Genomic DNA, 21,292 nt, shown 5'->3' with positions numbered 1-21,292 from the left:
AACTGAGCCTCTTAAGCTCAGTTTTATTTTGGGATAAATATCGATTACTTCTTCGGAAAGTGAGATTCCATTTTATGGATAAAATCATCAAAACGCGATTCGAAAATAATGTGGTCAATCTGTTCTTTAGTAGAAAAACCAACACGTTCGGCATTATCTAGATACATTTTAATACCATCATAGTAATGGTCCACATTTAAGAATCCATAGGGTTTATGATGAATCCCAATCTGATTCCATGTTATTACTTCAAAGATTTCTTCCATCGTGCCACATCCGCCAGGAAAAGCGATAAATCCATCTGCCATCTCCATCATAGTCGCTTTACGCTCATGCATATACTTTACAAGTATTGCTTCTGAGATTCCTTCATGGAGAATTTCTTTATCCGCAAGAACTCTTGGCATCACACCGATAACATAGCCTCCGTTATCGAGCATTGTATCTGCAATAAGCCCCATAATTCCGACCTTTGCACCGCCATAAATAAGCTGAATATCGTTACTTGAAAAATATTTAGCGAGTCTAACAGCTTCCTCGCGATAAATGGGTAATTCTGGCATTTTTGATCCGCAAAAAACTGCAATTCGTTTCATAATCTGTCCTCCGTGATTTATTTGTGATTATTAATATTATAACATTGAATTCTAATTCCCTTATGCTAGGATTATATTAGATTACTTTTACCAAAGTCTATGTTAACGCTTGATGCTTAGACTATGGTAAACTATAACCATATTGAGGTGATTTCATTGAAAGATAAAAATAAAAAAGTAAGTATAAAACTCGAACGTCATCGATGGCCTGATGAAATAGCAAAAGACCAACAAAAACGACGTAAGGCTTTTAAAATAGTAATTGTAATTATTGTTGCATTTTTACTTGGTACTCAATTTAATAAAATTTCAAACTTAGCTGCAGGCCCAACGGACGCACATGTCGGCGTGGAGCGTTTTGAACGTGTCTATCGTGATTTACTCGCAAGTTGGTACTTTAAAACAGATATGGAACAACCAGAATCTGAAATGATTGATAATGCGATAAAAGGAATGCTTGAGAAGAATGGGGATCAACATACCTCTTACATGACTCAAGAAGAAATGAATAATTTAAATGAATCTATAAATATGAATTTTGATGGTATCGGTGTTCAATACTACGCAGGTAATGGTGCCAACATTATCACACGTGTATTTAAAGGGTCACCTGCAGAGGGGGCTGGACTTTTAGCTGGAGATGTTCTCTCTAAAGTTGATGGTGTGGAAATAAAAACCGTTGATCGTGAAAAGATTCAAGAATTAATCATGGGAAAAGAAGGAACACCGGTTAAAGTAGAAGTCTTGCGTGATCAAAAACCGATAGAATTTGATATTAAGCGTGGAAAAATTAATGCGCTTGTATGGGGAGAAATTCGTGATGGCGTCGGCTATATCGAAATATCTTCATTTGGGAAAAATCTTGCGGATGCAACCAAACTCTATCTTGATGAATTTTTAGAACAAGGTGTGGATAAGTTAGTGATTGATTTACGTGATAACGGTGGCGGGTATCTACAAGCCATTGAAGATATTGCGCGTATTTTCTTCGATAACGATGAAGTTGTCTATAAAGAAGATTTTATGAACAATTCTGAAAAAGTTTATAAAGTATCAGATAGTGAGAAAGATCAATATCCATTCAAAGATATCGCGGTGCTTATTAATGAGAAATCAGCGAGTGCTTCAGAAGTGTTAACGCTCGCGCTTCAAGAAAATCGTGGCGTTCAGGTTGTCGGGGTTAATTCTTATGGAAAAGGCACAGTTCAAACACAGCACGAATACAATGACAAAAGCGCGCTCAAGGTTACAATTGCGAAGTGGAATTCACCAAAGGGAAATAATATTCACGGTACAGGCATTAAGCCGGATGTAGAAGTGAAGCTGCCTGCAATTTTCTATACAAACTTTGTAGTGTTAGATGATTCCAAAGAAATTCACGTAGATACAGTCCATGAAGCGGTTGTCTACACTCAAAATGCATTAAAATTTTTAGGATATCATAATGGTCGAACAGACGGATATTATGATACCAAAACATCAGAAGCATTGATGAAATATAAAGCAGATCTTAATTTGGAAACGAATGATACAATTGATCATAGTATCCAAGAACAGTTATACAGTTCTGTAGTTTCAGAATGGTCTAGTAATCGCAATGCTCGAGATGTTCAGTTACAAAAAGCAATTGAGGTTGTGAAGAATGGCAAATAAAGAAGAACATAAATTTGAACTTGTATCTAAATTTGATCCTAAAGGTGATCAGGTTAAGGCAATCGCAGAACTTACTCAAGGGATTCTCAGTGGAAAAAAAGAACAAGTTCTTTTAGGGGCTACGGGAACGGGTAAAACCTTCACGGTTAGTCAAGTGATTGCGAAGTTAAACAGACCTACGCTTGTTTTTGTACATAATAAAACCCTTGCAGGTCAACTCTATTCGGAGTTTAAGGAATTTTTTCCAAACAATCGTGTAGAATACTTTGTCTCAAACTTTGATTATTATCAACCTGAAGCTTATCTACCAGGCTCAGATACTTATATCGAAAAAAGTTCGATGATTAATCAAGAGTTGGATATGCTTCGCCATGCGGCCCAAAACTCTGTATTACAACGTCGTGATACCATTATTGTTGCATCGGTGGCGAGTATCTATGCAACTGCAGATCCAAGTTATTATAAAGAAATGTTGTATGTTATGCGTGTTGGTCAAGAAATAACGCGAGAAGATTTGATGAGAGATCTTGTAAAGCGTCAATACATCCGTAATGATATGGAACAAAGTGTAGGAACATTTAGAGTTCGTGGTGATGTAATTGAAGTGGTTCGCGGTGATCGTGATGATATTGTAGTACGTGTTGAGTTCTTCGGTGATGAAATTGATCGTATTGTTGAAGTGGATCGCATAACAGGGAATGTCCGCGAAGGATATTTAGTGTACGACATTTTCCCTGCGAATCAGTATGCTCGGGATATGGATCAAATTCGTCCTGCAGCAGATCGAATCGAAGCTGAGTTGCATGAGCGTTTGGCTTATTTTGAATCTGAGAATAAACTTGTGGAATACCAACGACTTAAACAACGTACAGAGTACGATCTTGAGGCTTTACGAGAATTTGGGATGTGTTCGGGTGTGGAAAACTACTCAATGCATATTGACGGTCGTGATCCTAATCAAAGACCCTACACACTCTTTGATTATTTCCCAGATGATTATCTCTTTGTTGTGGATGAGTCTCACGTTTCACTACCTCAAGTTAGAGGAATGTATAATGGGGATCAGTCTCGTAAGCGCACACTTGTAGAGTATGGGTTCCGATTGCCAAGTGCAATGAATAACCGTCCAATGACTTTCGAAGAATTTACGAGTGTTCAAAAACAAACAATATATGTTTCCGCGACTCCCGGTGATTATGAACTTGAAAAGGTAAATCATCAGGTTGTCGAGCAGATTATTCGCCCTACGGGTCTTTTAGATCCCACAATCGAAATTAAAAAAAGTCAGGGTCAGGTTGATGACTTAATTGATCAAATTTTAGAACGTCGCGAACGTGATGAACGTGTTTTAATTACAACTCTCACCGTTAAAATGGCTCAAGATTTAACCAATTACCTTTTAGAAACGGGTATTAAAGTAGCCTATCTTCATCATGAAACGAAGACACTTGAGCGCATTGAAATTCTTAGAGATTTGCGTTTAGGGAAATATGATGTGGTGGTTGGAATTAACCTTTTAAGAGAAGGACTAGATCTTCCTGAAGTCAGTTTAATTGCAATTCTTGACGCCGATAAAGAGGGATTCCTCCGCTCATACCGTTCATTGGTTCAAATTGTAGGTCGTGCAGCTCGAAATTCAAATGGTCATGTAATCATGTATGCAGATCGCATTACGGATTCGATGAAAAAGACGATTGAAGAAACAAAACGAAGACGTGATATTCAGATTGCGTATAATGAGAAACATGGTATTACACCACAAACGATTAAAAAAGAAATACGCGATGTCATAGCAGGTAAAGAAACCGCAGCGTTAACACATCGTATTCGTAACAATAAAGGCAAACGTAAGGATAAAAAAGCTGTGGATGAGCTTATCCAACGCCTCGAAAAAGAAATGCGAGAAGCAGCAGCGCTTCTTGATTTTGAAAGAGCAGCTCAACTCCGCGATATTGTTATGGAGATGAAAGCAAGCTTATAGACCAAGGTAACTTGGTCTTTTTTGTAGTTTGTGCGTACTCGTGAGATAATAGATGATATAAAGTGTTACAGCGTTTTAATCGAAATCGTGTATATGTGCAGAGATGAATGAAATTGCTTTTTAGGATTTCTTTAAATTGATAATTACTTATTATCACAAGGAGGCGGACTATGCGAACAGAAACTGAAATAATGACACTGATTTTGGATCAAGCAAAATTGAGTCAACATATTCGAATTGTCGCAATGAATGGTTCAAGAGTGAATAAAAAAATTGAGAAAGATTTGATGCAAGATTATGATATTGCATTCATTGTGGATAATTTAGAATATTATATCAATCATCAGTCTTGGTTAGAACCTTTTGGGAAAGTCCTTATGATGCAAAGACCGGATGATTTCACGCTGTTTGGACAGTTAAAATCACGCGACTATCATTATTTGGTTCAATTTGAAGATGGAGTTCGTATCGACTTTACCTTTATCGCTATTGAAAATTTAGAAGCCTACCTTCAGGAAGACCACCTCGTAGAAATAATTCTGGATAAGGATTCCATTATATCGGGAGTTATACCGGCAACAGATCGTGACTATTGGATTGAAAAACCAAATGAACAGAAATATCGTGATTGTATTAATGAGATGTTATGGTTATCATTTTATGTCGTGAAAGGTATCAAACGTCATGAGCCGATTTATGCGATGGACCATCTCGCATCGATGCGTCAAATGCTTCTTCAAATGATTACTTGGCAAGTTGGTTTTGAAACTGACTTTTCGATTAGTGTTGGGAAAAATTTCAAATATCTTGATCGATATATCAGCTCAAGTATGTGGGATAAGGTGCTTGCGACGTATAATTTAAGTTCAAAAGAGCAGTGTATTGTAGTTTTGGAATCGATGTTGACTATCTTTTCAGTTGTGGCTGATCGGGTGGGAGATTATGGAACGTTTGTATATGATCGTCATGAATATCATGATGTTTCAACTTATGTCTTAAAACAGATTAACGATGAGTAAAGCGGTATTGCGGAAACAAGAAACATGTTATAATTTGTTCAGTAGGTGAGAGATATGGAAAACAATAAAATTATCATTAAAGGTGCAAAAGAAAATAATCTAAAAAATATAAGCCTTGAAATTCCTAGAGATAAACTTGTAATTATGACTGGTTTGTCCGGTTCTGGTAAAACGAGTTTAGCGTTCGATACGATTTATGCTGAAGGTCAACGCCGTTATGTTGAATCGCTTAGTTCATACGCACGCCAGTTCTTAGGTAATATGGAAAAGCCCGATGTTGAATTAATTGAGGGGCTTTCTCCATCCATCGCAATTGATCAAAAAACGACAAGTAATAATCCCCGTTCTACAGTAGGAACTGTAACAGAGATTTATGATTACTTGCGTCTTTTGTATGCTCGGGTGGGTATTCCTTATTGCCCAATCCATAATGTTGAAATCACATCACAAACGATCAAACAAATGGTTGATCGTATTATGTTGCTTGAAGATAAAACGCGTTTAGAAATCTTGGCACCTGTTGTGAAGGCACAAAAGGGAGAGCACCGAGAGTTATTGGATAGTCTTCGAAAAGAAGGTTATGTACGTACGTATATCGATGGTGCTTTAGTGATGCTTGATGAAGAAGTGACACTTGAGAAAAATAATCGCCATGATATCGAAGTTGTGATTGACCGTATTGTGAAAAAAGAAGACAGTCGTTACCGACTCAGTGATTCGTTAGAGACAGCGCTGAAACTGAGTGATGGCGTTGTTCTTGTGAAGAATGGTGAAGAAAACATGGTGTTTTCAAGTAATTTTGCCTGTCCTGAATGTGGATTTAGTATCGCATCCATTGAACCTCGTCTTTTTTCCTTTAATTCACCCATGGGAGCATGCCATAACTGTAATGGTTTAGGAATGACCCAATCAGTGGACCTTGAATTTTTAATACCAGACCCAAGTTTATCAATTGCAGAGGGCGGAATTCGCTACTATAAAAACATCGTTAATTCTCAAAACATTGAATGGCAGACTTTTGAACATCTTATACAATTCGCAAAAGTAGATGTGGATAAACCAATTAGTAAACTTACGAAAAAGCAAATGGATATTTTACTTTATGGAAGTATTGTTCCGGTTAAATATGTTATCGAGTCTCGTTCTGGTAATAGTTTTCATCGTAATGAACCCATTGAAGGGGTTGTAAGTCTTATTGAACGTCGTCATCGTGATACAACATCTTCATCATCACGTGAATGGTATGGATCATTTATGGGTGAAGCAGTGTGTTCTGAGTGTCATGGTGCCCGTCTCAATCAAGAAGCTTTAAGTGTGCGTGTCGGTGAATTAAACATCAGTCAATTTACGGAACAATCCATTGGAGATGCACTTCACTTCATGGATCGTCTAGAACTCGACGAAATGAAGGCGAATATCGCGGAACTGGTGATTAAAGAAATTGTCTCTCGTCTTACATTCCTAAAAGATGTTGGGCTTGAATATTTAACTTTGGACCGTATCGCTGGAAGTCTTTCCGGAGGCGAGTCGCAAAGAATTCGACTTGCTACGCAAATTGGTTCGCGTCTGACCGGGGTTCTCTATGTTTTAGATGAACCATCCATCGGACTGCATCAGCGTGATAATGCACGGCTTATCGAAACTTTAAAAAACATGCGTGATCTTGGAAATACACTTATCGTTGTTGAACACGATGAGGAAACAATGGAAGCAGCAGACTGGATTGTGGATATTGGTCCGGGTGCGGGTGCTTTAGGTGGAGAAGTTATTGCAAACGGACCCCTTGCGTCTATTTTAGAAAACGAAGATTCCATTACGGGTCAGTATCTCAGTGGAAAACGAAGAATACCTACACCTAAAAAACGCCGTAAAGGTAATAAAAAGAAAATTGAAATTATGGGTGCAGAAGAAAATAACCTCAAAGGAATCAATGTTAAGTTTCCACTTGGTACATTCATTGCAGTTACGGGTGTAAGTGGCAGTGGTAAGTCATCGCTTGTAAATGAAGTTTTAAGTAAGACAGTATATCATGCACTTGGAAAACAGCGTGTGAAACCAGGTAAGCATAAGAAAATTAAAGGTCTTGAAAATATCGATAAATTAATTACGATTGATCAAAATCCAATCGGACGGACACCACGTTCAAACCCCGCAACATATACGGGAGTATTTGATGATATTCGTGATTTGTTTGCGAAAACGCCTGAAGCGAAAATGCGTGGATACGATAAAGGTCGATTTTCGTTTAATGTGGCGGGAGGCCGCTGTGAAATGTGTAAGGGTGATGGTGTGAAGCGGATATCAATGCACTTTTTACCAGATGTATTTGTGAAATGTAGTGAATGCGACGGTAAACGATATAACGATGAAACACTTCAAGTACATTATAAAGAAAAAACAATTTTTGATATTCTTGATATGAGTATTGATCAAGCAACTGAGTTCTTTGCGCCAATTTCAAAAATTCGTAAGGGTCTTGAAACGTTACAAGATGTTGGGCTTGGATACATCAAATTGGGTCAATCAGCAACCACATTATCAGGTGGAGAAGCACAACGTGTTAAACTTGCAAGTGAACTCCAAAGACCATCAACGGGTAAGACTATGTTTGTTTTAGATGAACCTACAACAGGTTTACACAGCTACGATGTGGAAAAACTAACTGGTGTATTACAACGTATTGTGGAAAATGGTGATACCGTTGTTGTTATTGAACATAACCTAGATGTTATTAAAAATGCAGACTATGTGATTGATTTAGGTCCAGAAGGTGGCGAAGGCGGCGGTACGCTTGTTGCCTGTGGTACACCTGAAGACATCGCTCAAGTTGAAAATAGTTATACAGGACATTATCTCAAAGGGGTATTAGAAAAGGGGTAGTTTATGGAAGAAAGAGTATCGTGTAGTGTTAAGACCCTTGTTGACCATTTCGGGTTCGAACAAGTAGCAGGTGATCGTGAATCATTAAGAAGACGAATTACGCTCCCAAATACAAATAGACCAGGTCTTGAATTAACAGGGTTCTATGCCCATGCAGAACCGAAGCGTGTTGTTATTATCGGTAATAAAGAATCATCATTTATCAAAACACTTGATGAATCAGAGCAAGAAGAACGCTTTGGTACAATACTTAACGAAGAAACACCATTTGCTTTGATTACAGGTGGAAACCCATGTCCACCAACACTTTGTAAAGTAGCGAATCAAAAGAACTTTCCAGTGTTTGTTACAGAACGACCAAGTTCCGATATCATGGTGGAAATCGTTACGTTCTTGGATGAAGTATTGGCCCCTACAGGGAATGTTCACGGTGTATTAATGAACGTTTTTGGTAAAGGCGTACTTATTATTGGTGAAAGTGGCATGGGTAAAAGTGAGGTAGCACTTGAACTGGTATTGCGTGGTCATGCATTGATCGCCGATGATCGTGTTGATATTACCCGTGTTAAAGATAAAATAATTGGGACTGCACCCGAGTTACTACGGAGCATGCTTGAAATTCGTGGAATTGGAATCATTGATGTAAGTCAGATGTTTGGTGTACGATCCTATCTTGAACAAGAAGAAATAAATTTTGTAATTGAGTTTACAAAATGGGATGATAATCAGCAATATTTAAGAGCGGGAATCGAAGAACAGTTACCCTATGAAGCATTAGGATTACAAATTCCGCATTTGGTGTTCCCTGTTAAAGAGGGTCGTAATATGGCTGTGCTCGTTGAATCAGCAGTGCGTGATCATATGCTTAAGCAACGAGGAATTAATAGCGCAGAGATTTTTGACGAGCGCGTAATGGATTTTATTAAACGTCAAGCAAAGGAGCATGTTGATGATTAAGTTTTTTCCAAATACTCAAACATTCGTGCAGATTGGCCCTGTAAGCATTGCGTGGTATGCAATTTTGATTATGACGGGTGCATTTCTTGCATATTATATAAGTCAACGTAACTTACTAAAGGTGGGTTATAAGAAAGACGATATTGAAGATTTATTTATGGGTTCGCTCATCGCCGGTTTTCTAGGCGCGCGTATTTGGTATGTTTTATTTTTTGAATTTAAAACATACCTTGCTCAACCGTTACGTATCTTCGCGATTCATGAAGGTGGTCTTGCAATTCAAGGAGGCTTGATTGCGGGGGTCGCTTTCGGTTACTGGTTTACCAAACGCCGTCGTCTTAATTTTATACAGTGGGCTGATTTAATTATTCCAAATATATTACTCGCTCAAGCAATTGGGCGCTGGGGTAATTTTATGAATAAAGAAGCCTATGGACGTGTCGTCCAAGAAAGCTTCTATAATCATTTCCCTATGTGGTTTAAAGACATGATGTTTATTGATGGTGCTTTCCGTCAACCTACATTTTTCTATGAAAGTGTCGCAAACATTATAGGGTGGATTCTTATTGTTTTTGTACTTAAACGATTAAGTAAAATTAAACGTGGTGATTTAACCTTCGCATATATGATGTGGTATGGTGCAACACGTTTCATTATTGAAGGGTTTAGATCAGACAGTCTGATGTTTGGACCGATTCGCGTTGCGCAATTTATTTCAATTATATTTGTAATTGTTGGTGTTGCGGGATATATGGGCTGCTTTAAGAAATACTTGGAACGTCGAAAACCGATTATCTTATTCGATTTTGATGGAACCATCGCCAATACCCAATCATGTATTCTAGAAACGTTCCGTCGCGTGTTCGAAATATACAAACCCGAATACCAACTGGAAGAACAAGAAATGAAAACATTCCTCGGACCGACACTTCACGATACGTTTAGTAAATACTTTGAAGAAGAAGAAATCGACGCCATTATTCAAGAGTACCGACGAATTAATCATGAATTACATGAAACCTATGTTGTTCCTATGGAACACGCCATAGAGCTATTAGAAGATTTAAAAAATGAAGGATATCGAATGGGTATTGTTTCAAACAAAATCACATCAACCCTTGAACTCGGAATGAAAGTTACAGGAATTAAACCCGAACTTTTTGAAGTCGTATTAGGCTGTGATTTATTTGAACCGGTTAAACCCGATCCAGCAGGCATCGATAAGGCACTTGAATTGATGAATGCAGATCGTGGACAATTAATATATGTTGGAGATACTGCTTCAGATATTCTCGCTGGACAGCGGGCAGGTTCGTTTACTATCGGATATGTATTTGATAAAATACGTGAGAAGGATTTAGAAGAAAGTAAACCGAATCGTATGATTTCGGATTTAATGGAAATCAAAGAAATATTGAAGGAGGATCACGAATGGACAATAACTATGATGTAATCATTATTGGAGCGGGTCCAGCAGGTTTAACAGCAGCCGTTTATGCAGGACGTGCAGGCTTGAAAACAGCAATGTTGGAATCGGAAGCTCCCGGTGGAAAAATGATTAAAACGGACTTGGTCCAAAATTATCCAGGTGTGGATAATATTGCGGGTGTTGATTTATCAATGAAGATGTTTGAACACTCAACCGCTTATGGTACAGAATACCTTTATGGGAATGTGAATGGCATTGTTGATGAAGGGGAATTTAAAGTAATCAAAACTGAAGATGGTTCAGAATACCGTGCCCATGTTGTGATTGTGGCAACAGGGACAAACGAACGTACATTAGGATTTGAAAAAGATGATGCACTCTTGGGTCATGGTCTATCTTATTGTGCTGTGTGTGATGGAGCATTCTTTAGAGATAAAAAAGTAGTTGTTATTGGTGGAGGAAACTCCGCACTTGAAGAGGCTGTCTATTTAACACAGTTTGCCAATGAAGTTAATCTTGTGATTCGAAGAGATGTGTTCCGTGGTGATGATTCAGCGCAACGCCAAGTATTTAATAACGAAAAAATTAATATCATTAAAAAACATATTCCAGTGGACTACATCGATAACGATGGGAAGTTAACAGGTATGAAGTTTGAACATGTTGAAACTGGAGAGCCACTTGTAATTGATACAGATGGCGTCTTCCCTTATATTGGAGCGATTCCAGCAACAGGGTTCTTAAAAGATTTAAATGTTCTCGATAACGAAGGTTATTTGATCGTTAATAACCAACTTGAAACTGCAATTCCAGGTATTTTTGGAGCAGGGGATGTTATTCAAAAACATTTACGTCAAATTGTTACAGCAACAAGTGATGGAGCAATTGCGGCGCAAAATGCATTTCACTATATACAAGATCTTAAATCTAAGGCATAGCCTTAGATTTTTGTTATAATTGGGGTAAGAGGTGGAACATGGAAAAACAAAAAGTAGTTTTAGTAACAGGTCTATCGGGTGCAGGGAAAACAAGTGCCATGGCCGTTTTAGAAGACATGGGGTATCATTGTATTGATCGTTTTCCTGTATTTATGATCGAAGATCTTGTCAAAGATATCGAAGCAATGAAGGATGGAACATACAGTAATTTAGCGTTAAGTGTTAATGCAGCGGATTTTGATATTTTCTACCGTACATTTAAAAACTCAGAATGCGAATTAATTGTGTTGTTTTTAGATGCGAGCAAAGAGCAGCTTCTATTACGCTACAAATATAATCGTCGCAACCATCCATTAATCGTTGCGAATTTAGCAAATGGACTTGAAGAAGCAATCGATGCGGAAATTGAACAATTTTCAAACATTAAATCACGTGCATCAATTATCATCGACACAACATTTTTAACACAACAAAACCTAACATCAAGAATTAAACGATTCTTCAAAATTGAAGGAAACCAATCATTGTCGCTGAGTTTCATATCCTTTGGGTATCGTAAAGGCTTGCCGATGGATGCAGACCTTGTTTTTGATGTGCGATTCTTAAACAATCCATATTGGGAAGAGTCTTTGCGATCGATGACAGGGAATGATAAACCTGTATTTGATTACGTTATTAACGATGAAAAAACCCAAGAGTTCTTAAAATACCTAACCCAATTTTTAGATTATGCGTTTGAACGTTATATTGAAGAATCAAAACACTTATTAACAGTTGCGATTGGATGTACCGGTGGGCAACATCGATCTGTTTCCATCGTTAATTGGCTTTATGAAAATTATGATAAGCAATATAACACACTTAAAGACCACCGTGACATGCCTGAGGACAAAGAGTAATGAAGGTCGCAGTTGTTGGTGGCGGTAAAGGACAGTCAGCGCTTTTAAGAGGGTTAAAACATATTGATTCAATCGAACTCAGTGCTATTGTTACGGTGGCAGATGATGGTGGGAGTACGGGTCGTTTACGAGAAGATTTTAATGTTCCGGCAATGGGTGATATACGAAATGTGATGCTCGCATTGGCTGAGTCCGAGAACTTACTATCTCAAATCATGAACTACCGTTTCAGTAAAGATTCGCGGTCTACACTTGCAGGTCACAATCTGGGAAACTTAATCCTAACAGCACTCACGGACACAACCGGAGATTTCATGGATGCAGTCGCATCCGTATCTAAAGTCTTAAATGTAATGGGAGATATCATTCCTTCATCCGAAGAAACGATCACGTTATGCGCACGTATGGAGGACGGAACGATTGTCCGAGGAGAATCTAACATCCCTAAATATGCAAACTCAATCGATTGCGTTTACTATGACGAGCCGGTTCATGCAACGGATAAAGCCATTAAAGCGATTTTGGAAGCAGATGTAATTTTGCTCGGTGTAGGGTCTTTGTATACATCAATACTACCTAATATCATTATTCCCGAGATCAAAGAGGCACTACAAGAAAGTACAGGGAAAATAGTGTATTACTGTAACGCGATGAGTCAACCGGGTGAAACAGATGGTTATAGTGGTGAAGATCACGTTAATGCGATTGTGAAGCATATCGAAAAACCGATTGATCTTGTTGTTCGATGTATTGACGAAATTCCTACGGATGTGATTCAAAATTATGAGAACGAAGATTCCCATCCAATATACTTTAGAAGTATGGTTCATACCTATACCGTTGTCGATCAAAACTTATTAAGTTTTGAAAATGGGAAAATCCGTCATGATCATGATCGTGTGCGTGAAGGTTTTTATGAAATATTGGAGGTGATTGGATGTCCTTTAGCAGTGAAGTAAAACATGAAATATCTACAAACATCTATCACGAGTGCTGTGAACGTGCTTTTTTATCTGCCTTCTTACAAATTAACTCAAATCTTATAATCGCTAACAAACGGATGCAAATTCAAATAGAGATTGAAAATGCGGCGATCGCGAAACGATTGTTTTCACTTTTGAAAGAACGTTACCAGGTTGAAATTGATTTAACTGTTGTGAAAAAGCAAAAATTAAAAAAGAATAACGTATATATCTTACGCGTAATGGATCGGGGTATGGAAATCTTAGAAGACCTAGGAATTTATTCATCAAAAGGAATGCGGAACACCCCGTACAGCGTAATTACACTTAAAGAATGTTGTGCACGAGCTTATCTTGCAGGTGCGTTTCTTGCGAGTGGAAGCATTAATGCGCCCACAACAGCGAATTATCATATGGAAATTACCTGTGAAGGAGAGGAACTCGCTCTCTATTTACAAAAACTCTTAAATCGTTTTGATATCTCCGCTAAAATTACCTCAAGACGCAATCGGCAAGTTGTTTATGTGAAAGCTGCAGACCAAATTGCGGATTTCTTAAAAATTACCGGAGCTCATGTGAATACACTTGAATTTGAAGATATAAGAATTCAACGCGATTTTAAGAATTCATTAACCCGACTTGATAATTGCGAGGTTGCGAATGAAGTTAAAACCATTAAAGCGGGCAGTCAACAATTAGATGCAATCTATAAACTTATCGAACACAATCGTTATAATCAACTCGAAGATCGGTTAATTCAGGTGGGTGACCTACGAATGAATCATCCTGAAGCAAGTTTAAACGAACTTATTGAACATTATGAAGCGGAGCATAGCGCAACGATTAGTAAATCGGGGCTGCAACACCGTTTTAAAAAGTTAATCGAATTAGCTGATAAATTGGATCAAGAGGAAGCATCATAATGCATTACCAAGGTGTAAAATTTAACTTGAGAGACGCTAGAGATTCGGATGCCGGTGAACTCTATAATATAATGTGTGACGATCGTGTTACAAAATATTATGGCATGGGTCGTTTTGAAAGCATTGACGAGGCGCTCAATGAAATCCATCGATTTAAAGAATCAGAGACAAGTTTAGATGGCTTTCGTTGGGTTATTTCCGATGAAATGGATCATTATATTGGTGATGTAGGGTGTTATAATTATGATCTTGATTTTAACTGCATCGAAGTGAGTTTTAAATTAAAATACGAATATTGGAATCAAGGGATTCTGTCCGAAGCATTACAATACGCTATCGATTATGCATTCAATTTCAAATACTATAATCGTCTCCAAGTTAAAGTTTGTCCGGAGAATAAAGGCTGTATTCGTCTTTTAGAGAAGACCGGTTTTAAATACGAAGGAACTCTGCGCCAAGCGGAGTATGAAGCGGGACAGTACATCGATATTTGCATCTATTCTCTCCTCCAAACAGACATTATGTGATGATTGGTGAAGCACGCTAAAAATGTATTAGACATTTTTTTTCGTGTTATAATTATTAAAAGGCGGTATTTATTATGGGTTCAATTATTTCATTTTTAATTTTATTCTTTATAACAATGATTATTATCAGGATTCTACCTCAACTGGTGGGTCTTGTTGTAATTATTTGGGTAATTAGTACGATTGTACGTGTTATCCAAGAAGTGCGTCGTCCTCGAGGAAGTACTCGAGATTTCTACGAAAACCAAAGCACACATTCAGATGCGTCATATTCTGATAACCACAATGGTGATGTCATTGATGTTGAGTATACAACGCGTGATGTAACAGATAAAGAAAACAAGTAATAATTAAGGGAGGGGATGCTTCATGATTTCAAAAGCAGTCAGCACAGATAAAAAAGAATTACAAATGTTGTGGAAAGATGCGTTTCCAAACTTAAATCGTGGTTCTGTCGATGCATATTTTAATAATTTTTATCATGAGGATCAGTGTTACTTATCTAAAAATAATCATAATGAAATCTTAGCTTCGATCCAAGTTCATGATAAGGTTTTATCGTTACATGATAAAAACATTAAAGTATCCTATTTGATAGGGAGTTTTATGAGGCCAAATGTTTTGCTTGAAACCATGACATCACTTATTGAAACAATATTGGAAGAAGTCTCGAAAACAGACATTATTACTTTATGTCATACGGATCATCCAGAATGGTTTGAACCATTTGGATTTGAAACGGTTGTGGAAAACTATATTTATACCATTCCAGCTGTTTCGTTGCCTTCTTTAGGAATGGATGGGATTGTACGTGATCCCAGTCCAGAAAGTCTGTTAGAAGTGTACCGTCGTTTCACAAGTCATTTCACAGGGAATTGTGTTCGTGATGAAAATTATTTTGGAAAACTCAAGAAAACAATGAGAGAACAGAATGGTCAAATTATTGGTCTTCAAGAAAACGGTGTGTTGATTGCTTATGCAATCGTTACGAATGGCCCACATTCAGTCGAAGTATTGGAATGCTGTTATGATAAGAGTGGTTCATTGGTAAGGCTTCTTGCCTTTGTTTCGCGCTCTGTGCAAGATGTACGCCTACACGCTACAGTGTCGGAACGCTTGGACAAAATATTTACAGAAGCACAACGCGTGAAGGCACCATTTCTAATAGCACGCGTAAACGATAAGGAATTATTTGAACGATTGTATCATATAAAAATTATCAGTGCGTATTCGGCGTTCCATGCCTTTGGGAAGCCACTGTTTAATAGGGATTTTTTATAGATTGTTAGTTGGCTCACAATTGACAATTGGTTGAGATGGTATATAATAAGAATGTCAATTATAAGGAGGATATAGACACTATGACAGTTAAAGTAGCAATTAACGGTTTCGGCCGTATTGGTCGTTTAGCAACACGTTTATTAACAGGTTCAAAAGACATGGAAATCGTGGCAATCAACGACTTAACAGATGCAGCAACATTAGCTCATTTATTAAAATATGATTCAGCACAAGGACGTTTCGAACATGATATCGAAGTTAAAGACGGAGCTTTCGTAATCGACGGACACGAAATCAAAGTTTTAAGCGAACGCGATCCTAAAAACTTACCTTGGAAAGAATTAGGTGTTGACGTAGTTATCGAATGTACAGGTTTCTTCACAACTGAAGAAAAAGCTGGCATGCACTTAGAAGCAGGAGCTCGTAAAGTTATTATCTCAGCTCCAGCAACAGGCGACATCAAAACAGTTGTTTATAACACAAACCATGAAATTCTTGACGGTAGCGAAACAGTTATCTCAGGTGCTTCATGTACAACAAACTGCTTAGCTCCAATGGCTGCAGTATTAAATGACAAGTATGGTATTATTTCAGGAACAATGACAACAATCCATGCTTATACAAATGACCAAAATACATTAGATGGTCCTCATGCTAAAGGTGACTTACGTCGTGGACGTGCAGCTGCACAAAGCATTATCCCTAACTCAACAGGAGCAGCTAAAGCAATCGGTTTAGTAATCCCTGAGTTACAAGGTAAATTAGATGGTGGAGCACACCGTGTTCCTGTAATCACTGGTTCAATCACTGAATTAGTAGCAGTAGTTGAAAAAGCAACATCAGTTGAAGAAGTAAACGCAGCTATGAAAGCAGCAGCTAACGAATCATTCGGTTATACTGAAGAACAACTTGTTTCAACAGACATCATTGGTATGAGCTACGGTTCATTATTTGACGCAACACAAACAAAAGTTTCATCAATCGGTGGTGTTAACTTAGTTAAAGTTGCTTCATGGTATGACAACGAAGCATCATACACAAACCAATTAGTACGTACAGCACATTACGTTGCTTCAAAATTCTAATTGATTCAATTATGATCAAGAAAGCTATCCATTTGGATAGCTTTTTTTATGTTTGAAGTGTGCATAAATAAAGGTTATTTATGATATACTTATTGCAAAGGTTTGGAGGCTATTATGAAGTTATATAATTCAAAATCAAATTCCCTTGAAGAGTTTAAACCCATCGAGGAAGGTAAGGTATCCATGTATGTATGTGGTCCAACCGTTTATAACTACGCACATATTGGAAATGCACGTCCCATTGTCGTGTTTGACTTATTAAGACGTGTTTTAGAGACGTTAGGGTACGATGTAAAACTTGTATCAAACTATACTGATGTTGATGACAAAATCATTAAAAAAGCATCGGAAGAAGGTGTTGATGAATCTGTTATTTCAAATCGATACATCGAAGCGTACGAAAAAGTTCGAAAAGGACTTCATGCTGATCATGTACAAGCGACTCCAAAAGTAACCAATACAATGCCAGAGATTATCGCATTTATCCAAGACTTAATTGACCATGATTATGCTTATGCGTCCAATGGAGACGTTTATTTTCGTGTGTCTAAGGCAAAAGAATATGGAGCTATTTCTTCACAAAATATTGATGAATTGATGGTTGGTGCACGCATCGAAGAGAATAGTAATAAAGAAAATCCATTGGATTTTGTATTGTGGAAAGATACAAATGATGATGGGATTAAATGGGATGCACCTTGGGGAAAAGGAAGACCCGGGTGGCATACAGAATGTGTGGTCATGATTAACAATGAGTTTAAACAAGAGATAATCGATATTCATGGTGGTGGACAAGATTTAAAGTTCCCACATCACGAAAATGAGTCAGCGCAGTGTAGAGCGCTTCACAACCATGATCTCGCAAATTATTGGGTTCATAATGCTATGCTTAATATTGATGGGGAGAAAATGAGTAAGTCCATTGGTAATGTTATGTGGGCACAAGAGTTTATTGATAAACTGGGTGAAAATGCTACACGATGGTTACTCTTATCGACACATTATCGTCTCACTTTAAATATTACGGAAGAACTTGTCGAACAAACGCGCAAAGAACTTGATCGCATCTTCCAAGGCTTAAATAAAGCCTATATTGAGCTTGAAAAGTTAGAATATCAAATTGGTACGAATCATGACGAACTAAGATTTAATCAATTTATGGATGCAATGTCTGATGACTTAAATGTAGCCAATGCGAATGTCGTACTCTTTGATACGGTTAAACAATTAAATGCAGCGGTTCGTCAAAGAGAAATCGATGCGAGTGATGTCTCGAAGTTTATTGTTTCGGTTGAGAAGATGTTGGAAGTGTTGGGTATTTCTTATACGAGAATCGTCCTTGATGAAGAAGCACGAAGCCTCTTTACACAATGGAATGAAGCAAAAGCTCGTAAGGATTTTGATGATGCAGATCGCTATCGCGGGGAACTCATAGAACGAGGATTATTATAATATGATGCATTCAGGAAATGTCTTGGCTTTTGTTGGAGATGCTGTTTTGTCCCTTCAAGTAAGACAATATTTAGTTGAACAGGGAATTACAAAAACAAAACAATTACAAGAAACTTCGGTTAAATTCGTGAGCGCGATCGCGCAAGCAAATTATATGAAAACATTATTAGACCGTAATGCGCTGACTGAAGAAGAAATGGGAATTTATAAACGCGGTAGAAATGCGAAGAGTGCATCGATGGCTAAAAATGCGGATGTTATGTCATATCGGATTGCAACAGGATTTGAAGCATTATGGGGTTATCTCCATATGGAAGGCCATCAAGAGCGTTTGGATGAACTTTGGAAAGAATATATAGAAACGGTGGAAATATAATGTCGAATTACATTTTTGGGAAAAATACGGTCACTGCATATTTAAAAAGTGGGCAGAAACCAAAGAATTTATATTTGTTCAATAAAGGAAATTACCAAGAAATTGTTGCGCTCGCTAAAGAACAAGGAATTCGTGCGCAGTTTGTGGATAAATTTCGATTGGATAAAATGGCTGATGGTGTGCACCAAGGTGTCGTAATTGAAATTCAAGACTACAAATATCACTCACTTCAAGAAATTATTCAAGGCGCAAAGAACAATCTTATTGTCTTGTGTGACCAACTTGAAGATCCTCACAATTTAGGTGCGATTTTAAGAACGTGTGATGCATGTGGAGTCGATGGAGTTGTAGTTGGAAAACATCGAAGTGTTGGACTAACATCAACGGTTGCGAAAGTTTCTACAGGTGCGATTAATACTGTAAAAGTAGCTGAAGCTACGAATATGGTTAAAGCAATTACTGAACTTAAAGAAGCCGGTTATTGGGTAGTGGCTGCAGAGAACGCAGTTGAAGCAGTTGATTATACTGAATTTAATGTTGATATGCCACTTGTATTAGTTGTGGGTTCCGAGGGTAAAGGAATTTCACGATTGGTAAAAAAAGAGTGTGATATATTAACCACAATCCCAATGCAAGGAAGCGTTAATTCATTAAACGTATCCGTCGCAACGGGTGTATTGCTCTTTGATATTGTACGTCGCCGAAAATAATGCAGTGATGGGGGGATTTGCATGATAAGCGATTTTGAGTATCTTTATATGATTCACCAGAATAGTGAAGATGCATTGGATATAGTTATGGGAAGTTCAAGCGCTTGCTTTGGAAAAGAGCATATGAACTTTATACTCAACAAAAGCCTATCGGAATTAGTATCGAAGATTTATTTCAAGAAGGATTTCTAGGGTTTTATGATGCAATATATACCTTTAAAGAAATAAAAGATGTAGGATTTGCATATTATGTAAACCTCTGTGTAATTTCGACGATGCGTACAGCATTACGAAAATGTCGATCACAATCATACAAACTTTTAGACAGTAAGTGGTCTTTAGATTTGTTTGTTACAGAAGATAAATCGGTATATCTTGCCGATATGATTGAGTCACAAGATATCACAAGTGATCCGGTTGTGGTTGCTCATTATCATGATGCGCGAAAAATAGAACGGAAAGTACTTGAAACGATTTCAGAAAAAGAACGAATGATTTATACTATGCGTGAAGAAGGTTTTGGATATCGTGAGATCGCAGATCGATTTAATATTTCACCGAAAAATGTGGATAATATCATTCAAAAAGTGAGGCGTCGTCTCGTTGCAATGCGGGATGTTTCCCACATGTGAGTTCATTGACACCCCACTGTGATTGTGATAAAGTTAGGGAGCACGAAAGTGGGGTTTTTTAATGACAAATAAAAGAGAAAAAGTAATCTTGGTATGTACTGACTGCCTTTCACGTAACTACTCTACTTTTCGAAATCATTCAAGTGTTACGGAACGACTTGAGATAAAAAAATTTTGTAAACGATGTGGAAGACACACATTACATAGAGAGACAAAATAGGAGGTAAATGCTATGGCTTGGTTTAGTTTTGCTGGAATTAAAGAAGAAATCCATAAAATCAAATGGCCTACTCGTAAGGAAATGACACGAAACACAACAATTGTTTTATGTTTTGTTCTGTTTTTTGTAGCTTACTTTTTACTAACAGAAGTTGTGTTAGTAGCAGCATTGAAATTGATTGGAATTGGTGGATAAAATGGAAGAAAAAAAATGGTATGTTGTTAACACCTATTCAGGACATGAAAACCGTGTTAAAGAAAACTTAGAACGACGCGTAGAATCAATGGGTATCGAAGATGCTTTATTTAGAATTCTTGTAGCTGAAGAAAAAGAAATTGAATATAAGAATGGTAAAAAAGTTGAAAAACTTCGTAACTTATTCCCAGGATATTTATTCGTAGAAATGATTATGACGGATGAAGCGTGGTATATTGTTCGTAATACGCCAGGGGTTACAGGATTTATCGGTTCATCAGGTGGTGGTGCAAAACCATTCCCAGTTTCAGATGAAGAGATTGAATCAATCCTAAGACGCATGGGTATGAGTGATCAAAAACTTATCGTTAATTTCAAAGAAGGCGATACAGTACGCATTCTTTCAGGTCCATTCGCTGGTATTGAAGGAACTGTTGATAGTATGAATAATGATTCTCAAACAGCAATGATTCTTACGATTTTATTTGGTCGTGAGACTCCGACTGAGATTTCATATACAGATATTGAAGCATTATAATAATTCTAAAGCGGGCTTAGCTCGCTTTTTTTTGTCCAC

22 protein-coding genes are annotated in these 21,292 nt (G+C 37.5%); 21 read left to right on the top strand and 1 reads right to left on the bottom strand.

Going from position 1 to position 21,292, the window contains the following annotated elements:
* Nucleotides 1–44: 44 nt before the first annotated feature.
* The gene (locus NMG63_RS08355; protein WP_254006945.1) at nucleotides 45–596 is read right to left on the bottom strand and encodes an LOG family protein; all 552 of its coding nucleotides are present in this window, start codon (nucleotides 594–596) and stop codon (nucleotides 45–47) included.
* A gap of 147 nt (nucleotides 597–743) precedes the next feature.
* Between NMG63_RS08355 and NMG63_RS08350 the strand changes: the two genes are divergently transcribed.
* The 21 genes from NMG63_RS08350 (at nucleotide 744) to nusG (ending at nucleotide 21,253) form a co-directional block, all read left to right on the top strand.
* A complete protein-coding gene (locus NMG63_RS08350; protein ID WP_254007442.1) occupies nucleotides 744–2,249 on the top strand; it encodes a S41 family peptidase in 1,506 nt (501 codons plus the stop codon).
* Nucleotides 2,239–4,230: an excinuclease ABC subunit UvrB gene (gene uvrB, locus NMG63_RS08345; protein WP_254006944.1), complete on the top strand. Its 1,992-nt coding sequence runs from the start codon at nucleotides 2,239–2,241 to the stop codon at nucleotides 4,228–4,230. Before NMG63_RS08350 ends, uvrB begins: the two co-directional genes overlap by 11 nt.
* Before the next feature lie 170 nt (nucleotides 4,231–4,400).
* Nucleotides 4,401–5,249, top strand: a complete 849-nt coding sequence (locus NMG63_RS08340; protein ID WP_254006943.1) for an aminoglycoside 6-adenylyltransferase — start codon at nucleotides 4,401–4,403, stop codon at nucleotides 5,247–5,249.
* A gap of 54 nt (nucleotides 5,250–5,303) precedes the next feature.
* Nucleotides 5,304–8,129, top strand: coding sequence for an excinuclease ABC subunit UvrA (gene uvrA, locus NMG63_RS08335; RefSeq protein WP_254006942.1), 2,826 nt, complete (start codon nucleotides 5,304–5,306; stop codon nucleotides 8,127–8,129).
* Between the two features lie 3 nt (nucleotides 8,130–8,132).
* Nucleotides 8,133–9,086 (top strand): HPr(Ser) kinase/phosphatase, encoded by a 954-nt coding sequence (gene hprK, locus NMG63_RS08330; RefSeq protein ID WP_254006941.1) that lies wholly within the window; start codon nucleotides 8,133–8,135, stop codon nucleotides 9,084–9,086.
* Nucleotides 9,079–10,539, top strand: coding sequence for a prolipoprotein diacylglyceryl transferase (lgt, locus tag NMG63_RS08325; RefSeq protein ID WP_254006940.1), 1,461 nt, complete (start codon nucleotides 9,079–9,081; stop codon nucleotides 10,537–10,539). Before hprK ends, lgt begins: the two co-directional genes overlap by 8 nt.
* A complete protein-coding gene (locus NMG63_RS08320; protein ID WP_254006939.1) occupies nucleotides 10,518–11,453 on the top strand; it encodes an NAD(P)/FAD-dependent oxidoreductase in 936 nt (311 codons plus the stop codon). The genes lgt and NMG63_RS08320 overlap by 22 nt, the downstream gene beginning before the upstream one ends.
* 38 nt (nucleotides 11,454–11,491) lie before the next feature.
* Entirely contained in the window at nucleotides 11,492–12,352 is an 861-nt protein-coding gene (gene rapZ, locus NMG63_RS08315) for an RNase adapter RapZ (protein WP_123170976.1), read from the top strand.
* The gene (locus NMG63_RS08310) at nucleotides 12,352–13,311 is read left to right on the top strand and encodes a gluconeogenesis factor YvcK family protein (protein ID WP_254006938.1); all 960 of its coding nucleotides are present in this window, start codon (nucleotides 12,352–12,354) and stop codon (nucleotides 13,309–13,311) included. The genes rapZ and NMG63_RS08310 overlap by 1 nt, the downstream gene beginning before the upstream one ends.
* Nucleotides 13,290–14,237, top strand: coding sequence for a DNA-binding protein WhiA (gene whiA, locus NMG63_RS08305; protein WP_254006937.1), 948 nt, complete (start codon nucleotides 13,290–13,292; stop codon nucleotides 14,235–14,237). Before NMG63_RS08310 ends, whiA begins: the two co-directional genes overlap by 22 nt.
* A 26-nt stretch (nucleotides 14,238–14,263) precedes the next feature.
* The gene (locus NMG63_RS08300; protein WP_254006936.1) at nucleotides 14,264–14,764 is read left to right on the top strand and encodes a GNAT family N-acetyltransferase; all 501 of its coding nucleotides are present in this window, start codon (nucleotides 14,264–14,266) and stop codon (nucleotides 14,762–14,764) included.
* A gap of 74 nt (nucleotides 14,765–14,838) precedes the next feature.
* A complete protein-coding gene (locus NMG63_RS08295) occupies nucleotides 14,839–15,111 on the top strand; it encodes a hypothetical protein (RefSeq protein ID WP_254006935.1) in 273 nt (90 codons plus the stop codon).
* Between the two features lie 22 nt (nucleotides 15,112–15,133).
* Nucleotides 15,134–16,045 carry a GNAT family N-acetyltransferase gene (locus NMG63_RS08290; protein ID WP_254006934.1) on the top strand — a complete coding sequence of 304 codons (912 nt, stop codon included), beginning with the start codon at nucleotides 15,134–15,136 and terminating at the stop codon, nucleotides 16,043–16,045.
* 80 nt (nucleotides 16,046–16,125) lie between these two features.
* Nucleotides 16,126–17,130 (top strand): type I glyceraldehyde-3-phosphate dehydrogenase, encoded by a 1,005-nt coding sequence (gap, locus tag NMG63_RS08285; protein ID WP_013853403.1) that lies wholly within the window; start codon nucleotides 16,126–16,128, stop codon nucleotides 17,128–17,130.
* A gap of 114 nt (nucleotides 17,131–17,244) precedes the next feature.
* On the top strand, nucleotides 17,245–18,582 hold the full coding sequence (gene cysS, locus NMG63_RS08280) for a cysteine--tRNA ligase (protein WP_254006933.1): 1,338 nt from the start codon (nucleotides 17,245–17,247) through the stop codon (nucleotides 18,580–18,582).
* Nucleotide 18,583: 1 nt separating this feature from the next.
* Nucleotides 18,584–18,958 (top strand): Mini-ribonuclease 3, encoded by a 375-nt coding sequence (locus NMG63_RS08275; protein ID WP_254006932.1) that lies wholly within the window; start codon nucleotides 18,584–18,586, stop codon nucleotides 18,956–18,958.
* Complete coding sequence (gene rlmB, locus NMG63_RS08270) at nucleotides 18,958–19,668, top strand: 23S rRNA (guanosine(2251)-2'-O)-methyltransferase RlmB (RefSeq protein WP_254006931.1); 711 nt, start codon at nucleotides 18,958–18,960, stop codon at nucleotides 19,666–19,668. The genes NMG63_RS08275 and rlmB overlap by 1 nt, the downstream gene beginning before the upstream one ends.
* 104 nt (nucleotides 19,669–19,772) lie before the next feature.
* Nucleotides 19,773–20,300 carry a sigma-70 family RNA polymerase sigma factor gene (locus NMG63_RS08265; RefSeq protein WP_254006930.1) on the top strand — a complete coding sequence of 176 codons (528 nt, stop codon included), beginning with the start codon at nucleotides 19,773–19,775 and terminating at the stop codon, nucleotides 20,298–20,300.
* 61 nt (nucleotides 20,301–20,361) lie between these two features.
* The gene (gene rpmG / locus NMG63_RS08260; RefSeq protein WP_016357467.1) at nucleotides 20,362–20,520 is read left to right on the top strand and encodes a 50S ribosomal protein L33; all 159 of its coding nucleotides are present in this window, start codon (nucleotides 20,362–20,364) and stop codon (nucleotides 20,518–20,520) included.
* Nucleotides 20,521–20,532: 12 nt separating this feature from the next.
* Nucleotides 20,533–20,715 carry a preprotein translocase subunit SecE gene (gene secE / locus NMG63_RS08255; protein ID WP_003774473.1) on the top strand — a complete coding sequence of 61 codons (183 nt, stop codon included), beginning with the start codon at nucleotides 20,533–20,535 and terminating at the stop codon, nucleotides 20,713–20,715.
* 1 nt (nucleotide 20,716) lies between these two features.
* Nucleotides 20,717–21,253 (top strand): transcription termination/antitermination protein NusG, encoded by a 537-nt coding sequence (gene nusG, locus NMG63_RS08250; protein WP_013853402.1) that lies wholly within the window; start codon nucleotides 20,717–20,719, stop codon nucleotides 21,251–21,253.
* Nucleotides 21,254–21,292 lie beyond the last annotated feature (39 nt).

Source organism: Erysipelothrix amsterdamensis, assembly GCF_940143175.1.
In the GTDB taxonomy this organism is placed as follows: Bacteria; Bacillota_I; Bacilli_A; order Erysipelotrichales; family Erysipelotrichaceae; genus Erysipelothrix; species Erysipelothrix amsterdamensis.
This window is presented reverse-complemented; position numbering and strand designations above follow the sequence as displayed.

Coding starts and splice junctions, on each gene's coding strand:
- whiA (WP_254006937.1), top strand. CDS start 13,290: ATGTCCTTTAGCAGTGAAGTAAAACATGAAATATCTACAAACATCTAT.
- NMG63_RS08290 (WP_254006934.1), top strand. CDS start 15,134: ATGATTTCAAAAGCAGTCAGCACAGATAAAAAAGAATTACAAATGTTG.
- secE (WP_003774473.1), top strand. CDS start 20,533: ATGGCTTGGTTTAGTTTTGCTGGAATTAAAGAAGAAATCCATAAAATC.
- uvrA (WP_254006942.1), top strand. CDS start 5,304: ATGGAAAACAATAAAATTATCATTAAAGGTGCAAAAGAAAATAATCTA.
- hprK (WP_254006941.1), top strand. CDS start 8,133: ATGGAAGAAAGAGTATCGTGTAGTGTTAAGACCCTTGTTGACCATTTC.
- rpmG (WP_016357467.1), top strand. CDS start 20,362: ATGACAAATAAAAGAGAAAAAGTAATCTTGGTATGTACTGACTGCCTT.
- gap (WP_013853403.1), top strand. CDS start 16,126: ATGACAGTTAAAGTAGCAATTAACGGTTTCGGCCGTATTGGTCGTTTA.
- NMG63_RS08310 (WP_254006938.1), top strand. CDS start 12,352: ATGAAGGTCGCAGTTGTTGGTGGCGGTAAAGGACAGTCAGCGCTTTTA.
- lgt (WP_254006940.1), top strand. CDS start 9,079: ATGATTAAGTTTTTTCCAAATACTCAAACATTCGTGCAGATTGGCCCT.
- NMG63_RS08355 (WP_254006945.1), bottom strand. CDS start 596: ATGAAACGAATTGCAGTTTTTTGCGGATCAAAAATGCCAGAATTACCC.
- NMG63_RS08340 (WP_254006943.1), top strand. CDS start 4,401: ATGCGAACAGAAACTGAAATAATGACACTGATTTTGGATCAAGCAAAA.
- uvrB (WP_254006944.1), top strand. CDS start 2,239: ATGGCAAATAAAGAAGAACATAAATTTGAACTTGTATCTAAATTTGAT.
- NMG63_RS08295 (WP_254006935.1), top strand. CDS start 14,839: ATGGGTTCAATTATTTCATTTTTAATTTTATTCTTTATAACAATGATT.
- NMG63_RS08320 (WP_254006939.1), top strand. CDS start 10,518: ATGGACAATAACTATGATGTAATCATTATTGGAGCGGGTCCAGCAGGT.
- rapZ (WP_123170976.1), top strand. CDS start 11,492: ATGGAAAAACAAAAAGTAGTTTTAGTAACAGGTCTATCGGGTGCAGGG.
- cysS (WP_254006933.1), top strand. CDS start 17,245: ATGAAGTTATATAATTCAAAATCAAATTCCCTTGAAGAGTTTAAACCC.
- NMG63_RS08275 (WP_254006932.1), top strand. CDS start 18,584: ATGATGCATTCAGGAAATGTCTTGGCTTTTGTTGGAGATGCTGTTTTG.
- nusG (WP_013853402.1), top strand. CDS start 20,717: ATGGAAGAAAAAAAATGGTATGTTGTTAACACCTATTCAGGACATGAA.
- rlmB (WP_254006931.1), top strand. CDS start 18,958: ATGTCGAATTACATTTTTGGGAAAAATACGGTCACTGCATATTTAAAA.